The 5,282-nt window shown below is 72.3% G+C and carries 4 protein-coding genes; 3 read left to right on the forward strand and 1 reads right to left on the reverse strand.

The annotated features are described in order from the left end of the window. A partial coding sequence (locus tag WEB03_RS02080; protein WP_368069316.1) for an ATP-binding protein occupies window positions 1–2,093 on the forward strand: 2,093 nt, incomplete at its 5' end. Beyond that, window positions 2,090–3,286 (forward strand): aminotransferase class I/II-fold pyridoxal phosphate-dependent enzyme, encoded by a 1,197-nt coding sequence (locus WEB03_RS02085; RefSeq protein WP_368069317.1) that lies wholly within the window; start codon window positions 2,090–2,092, stop codon window positions 3,284–3,286. The genes WEB03_RS02080 and WEB03_RS02085, both read left to right, overlap by 4 nt. An 18-nt stretch (window positions 3,287–3,304) precedes the next feature. Here WEB03_RS02085 and WEB03_RS02090 read toward each other — a convergent pair whose 3' ends face one another. Next, entirely contained in the window at window positions 3,305–3,820 is a 516-nt protein-coding gene (locus WEB03_RS02090) for a hypothetical protein (RefSeq protein ID WP_368069318.1), read from the reverse strand. A 122-nt stretch (window positions 3,821–3,942) separates the two neighbouring features. On the opposite strand from WEB03_RS02090, the gene proS reads away from it, so the two are divergent. Next, window positions 3,943–5,282, forward strand: a 1,340-nt coding sequence (gene proS, locus WEB03_RS02095) for a proline--tRNA ligase (RefSeq protein ID WP_368069319.1), incomplete at its 3' end; no start/stop codon positions are given.

A 5,282-nucleotide genomic window follows, 5' to 3' on the forward strand; every position in this document is an offset into this window, starting at 1 on the left:
CCATCGTCGAGAGCGCCGAGACGATCGACCTCGCAGCGGCCGATCGTGCCGCCGGGGTGGTCGATGGACGGATCGGTGCACTGCTCGACCAGCTGACCCTGCTGTCCACACGCGAGCAGCTGACCGCGCTCGACGCGGACGCGGCCAGCATCGAGCTGCAGGTCGCGTTGCGTGTCACCGAGGAGCTCGAGGAGCTGTGGGTCCTCGACCTCGACGGCGCGCCCGTGGCCGCTGCTGCGGCAGGTGAGCTGCTCACCGTCGAGGAGGTCGCACCGAGATCGGAGGTGGACCTGCTCCTGCTCGCGTCGGGCCCACGCGCCCGTGTGGACCGCAGCGGACCGCGTCACGTGCTCGAACTCAGCGTCCCGGTCGAGTCACCCCCGGGGACGGCGGACGGGGTGCTGATCGCTCGAGCCGACCTGAGCCGGGTGGCCGACGAGGTCGCCCGTCCGCGCGGCGACGGGGTGCGAGCCTCGTTGGTCGCGACGGATGGCACGACCCTCGCTGACCGTGACCCGGCGCGGGTCGAGGCCGAGTACCGCCACCCACTCGCCGATCTGCCGGCCGAACGTCCCGTGGCTCGGGTGGTGGGTCCCGAGGGTCCGACGCTGGTCGCCGCGGCCCCCCTGCGGACCCTCGATGGGTTCGTCGTGGTGGAGCAGCTCGAGTCCGCGCTGCTCGAGGAGGCGACGGGGCTGCGGGGTCCCGCCGGGGTCCTGCTCGTGGTCGTCATCGCCATCGTGGCCGCCGTCCTCGCGACCGCGCAGCGGCTGCTCCGCCCGCTCGGACCGCTCGCCTCCGCGGTCGGGCGTCTGCGTGAGGGAGAGCTCGGCGCCCGCGTCGATGAGTCGGGGACCGGTGAGGTCGCCGACCTCGCCCGCGGGTTCAACGCGATGGCGGTGTCGCTCGAGGCTCGGCGTCGCGAGCTCGAGGACGCCGAACGGGACGCCCGCATGAGCGAGGAGCGCCTCCGTCTGGTGGTGGAGGGCGTCCAGGACTACGCCATCGTGCTGCTCGACGTCCTCGGTGCCGTACGGACCTGGAACGCCGGTGCACGCCGTGTCACCGGGTGCGAGGCGGGCAACATCATCGGCCACCGGATCACCTCCCTGGCCGACCCAACTCGGTCGGTCGACGACCCGCTGGCCGAAGCGACGACCACGGGGCGCGGCGAGTCGGAAGGGTGGTACCTGCGCCCCGATGGCAGCCGGTACTACGGCCAGCTCACGGTCACCACGTTGCGGCGCGACGACGGCACCCCCTACGGGTACGCGGCCATCCTCCAGGACGTCACCCACCGCCAGCTCGCACAGGAGGCGCTCGAGGAGGCGCTGCGACGCGAGCAGGAGGCGGCGGCGGAGCTCCGGAGCGCCAACGAGGTCAAGGACGAGTTCCTCAACGTCGCGGCGCACGAGATCCGCACCCCGCTCTCGGCCATCCTCGGCGCGAGTCAGCTGCTCGCCGGCGGTCCCGGGGTGCTCGACGAGGACGAGACCGAGGAGATCCAGCAGCTGATCTGGCGTCACGCCAGCGACATGCGCGACATCGTCGAGCGGTTGCTCGACTTCACCCAGCTCCAGGCGGGTCGGGTCCACCTCGCGCCCGGACCGCTGCGGTTGCGGACCGAGTTCGAGCGCGTCGTCACCAACGTCGGACGGTTGCTCACCGATCACCAGGTCGTCAGGGAGGCACCCGACGTCATCGTCGAGGTCGACCAGGGGCTGCTGCGGCACGTGCTGAGCAACCTGTTGTCCAACGCGGCGAAGTTCAGCCCGGCCGGGAGCACGGTCCGGTTGACGGGGCAGGTGGAGGACGGGTGGCTGACCGTCGAGGTCGAGGACGAGGGCAGCGGGATCGACCCCGAGGACCACGAGCGCATCTTCGAGCTGTTCCGTCAAGCCGAGCACGACGCAGCGACCGCTCGGGGGACGGGGGTGGGGCTGGCGATCGTCCGGCGGTACGTCGAGCTCGCGGGCGGCAGCGTGCGCGTCGACAGCCGGCGCGGCGAGGGCGCCCGGTTCACGGTCTCCCTCCCCGCCAGGCTCGGGGCGGACACCGGACCGGCCGAGGCCGACCGCGGGGGTCGGCCGTGAGTGTGCCGTTGGCGGTGAGGTTGCAGGGGCTGCGGACCTCCATCTTCAGCGAGGTCTCCGCCGCTGCAGCGACCCACGGTGCGGCCAACCTCGGTCAGGGGTTCCCCGACGACGCGCCCCCACCTCACGTCGTCGCCGCTGCCCACGCGGCGCTCGACGCCGGCCACCACCAGTACGCGCCGGGCCCCGGCATCCCCGCCCTCCGCCGCGCCGTCGCCGATCATCAACGTCGCTTCCACGGGCACCACGTCGACCCGGAGACCGAGGTCACCATCACCTTCGGTGCGACCGAGGCGGTGACGGCGGCGATCCTGGCGCTCTGTGACCCCGGCGACGAGGTGATCGTCCTCGACCCGGCCTACGACAGCTACCCGGCGATCATCGCGGTCGCCGGGGCCGTGCCGGTTCGGGTCCCGATCGACCCGCCGACCCCGCAGCGAGGGTGGCACCTGGACCTCGACCGGCTCGCGGCCGCGTTCTCGCCGCGCACGCGGCTGCTGGTGCTCAACAGCCCCCACAACCCCACGGGGTTGGTGCTGTCGGTCGACGAGCTCGACGCGATCGCGGCGACGTGCGTGCGTCACGACGTCGTCGCCGTGACCGACGAGGTCTACGAGCACCTCGTCGTCCACCCGCACCCGCGGGACGAGGGCGCGGTGGCCCACCACGTCCCGCTCGCGACCCGCCCGGGGATGGCCGAGCGGACCATCACGGTCTCGTCGGCGGGCAAGACCTTCTCGGTGACCGGGTGGAAGATCGGGTGGGCGATCGCTCCGCCGCCGCTGACCACGGCGGTCCGGGCCGTCAAGCAGTTCCTCTCCTTCGCCGGCGGCACCCCGCTGCAGCACGCCGTGGTCACGGCGCTCGGCTCCGACGACGACACCTACGCGGAGGTCACCGAGCGCAACGCTCGGCGCCACCACCTGCTCCTCGACCACCTCCGCGCGGCCGACGTCGCGGTGACGCCCTCGGCCGGTACCTACTTCCTCACCGTCGACATCGCCTCGCTCGGGTACGACGACGGGGAGGCCTACGCCCGCACGGCGCCGGCGGCCCACGGTGTCGCCGTGGTCCCGCTGGCGGCGTTCAGCGCGACGCCGGAGCCGGTGCGCTCGCTCGTTCGGCTCGCCGCGTGCAAGCGTGAGGAGGTGCTCGTCGAGGGCGTGCGACGGTTGGTGGCCTCGCGCCGCTGACGCTCGCCGCCGGAGGGTTCAGACCTCGTCGACGTCGACCGTGCCGTCCCGGTGGTCGCCGAGCCGAGCCAACGTGGTCGCGGTGCCACCCACGAGCACCAGGACCGTGACACCGACCACGATCGGCGGCGAGAACGCCGCGCCGGCGAACCCGCCGACCATGACGATGGCGCAGGCGCTCAGGAACGCGGTGCCGGCCGTGGCGTCGATCGCCCGGATCGCCGGACCCACCGCGAGCACGACGGCGAGCGGCCCGAGCACGGCCAGGACCACGAGGAACAGGCCGAGGCCGACGACCGGTGCGGCGACCCCCGCGGCGGCCGTGATGAGGCCGGCGGCCCGCAGCCACGTCAGGCCCATCGCCTCTCCGGCCAACGCGACGGCGATCGGTGCCGCGAGGGCCAGCACGTAGACGGGCAGCTCGCCGGGGTAGGCCAGGAACAGCGGCAGGCTGGCCACCCCGAGGGCGCCGAGGATCGTGGCAGCCGACACCGTGCGGAGACGGTGCGTCGGCGCACCCGCCTGCTGCGCCACGTCGGCTCCGTTCGAGGGGGCGCCGACGCTAGCGCTCGGCGGCGGGCCCACCGGCGGGGGCAGGTGGCCACCCGAGCTAGCCTCGCGAGCCCGTCACCCGCCCCTGCCTCGTGAGGCCCCCGATGGCGAAGAAGCCCGATCTCGGCGTCACCCCTCTCAGCGAGGACGTGTCCGCTTGGTACAACGAGCTCGTCTTCAAGGCCGAGCTCGCCGACCGCGGTCCCGTCAAGGGCACCATGGTGATCCGCCCGTACGGGTTCGGGGTGTGGGAGCTGATCCAGTCGCAGCTCGACCGACGGTTCAAGGACACCGGGCACGTCAACGCCTCGTTCCCGCTGTTCATCCCGATGTCCTACCTCGAGCGCGAGGCCGAGCACGTCGAGGGGTTCTCGCCCGAGCTCGCGGTCGTCACCCACGCGGGCGGCAAGGAGCTCGAGGAGCCGCTGGTCGTGCGGCCGACCTCCGAGACCATCATCGGCGAGATGTACGCCAAGTGGATCTCGAGCTACCGCGACCTACCCCTCTTGATCAACCAGTGGGCGAACGTGGTCCGCTGGGAGCTGCGGCCGCGCATCTTCCTGCGCACCACCGAGTTCCTGTGGCAGGAGGGCCACACCGCCCACGCGACCGAGCCGCAAGCGATGGAGGAGACCCTCCGGATGTTCGACGTGTACGCGGAGTTCGCCCGCAACGTCGCCGCCATCCCCATGGTCAAGGGCGAGAAGACGCCGGGGGAGCGGTTCGCCGGCGCCGTGCGCACCTACTCCATCGAGGGGATGATGCGCGACGGCAAGGCGCTGCAGTCGGGGACCTCGCACTACCTCGGGACGAACTTCGCCCGCGCGTTCGACATGACCTACCAGGACGAGAACAACGAGCTGCAGCTGTGCCACACCACCTCGTGGGGCATGTCGACCCGCATGATCGGGGCGGTCATCCTCGCCCACGGTGACGACCAGGGGCTGGTCCTGCCGCCGCGGCTGGCGCCGATCCAGATCGTGATCGTGCCGATCGGACGCGGTGAGCAGGGTGACGCACCTCGCGCCAAGGCTCACGAGCTGGCCGATCAGCTGAAGGCGGCCGGTGTCCGGGCCCACGTCGACGACCGCGACGCATCGCCGGGCTTCAAGTTCAACGACTGGGAGCTGAAGGGCGTGCCGCTGCGCGTCGAGCTCGGCCCGCGCGACCTCGAAGCGGGCCAGGTGCTCGTGGCCCAGAGGATCGGCGAGGTCGACGACAAGGGTCGTGCGGTCAAGGACACCCTCTCCTTCGAGGACTTCGTCGCCTCGGCGTCGGATCGGCTCGACGCCTACCACGACCAGCTCCTGGCGCGGGCCGAGCGCTTCCTCGCGGACAACCGCGCGTCGGTCGACGACTGGGACACGTTCGCGGCGCAGGTGTCCACCGGGTTCGCGGACGCGCTGCACTGCGGCGAGGAGCCCTGCGAGGACGACATCAAGGC

It is taken from the genome of Nitriliruptor sp. (genome assembly GCF_040882075.1).
Lineage (GTDB): Bacteria > Actinomycetota > Nitriliruptoria > Nitriliruptorales > Nitriliruptoraceae > Nitriliruptor.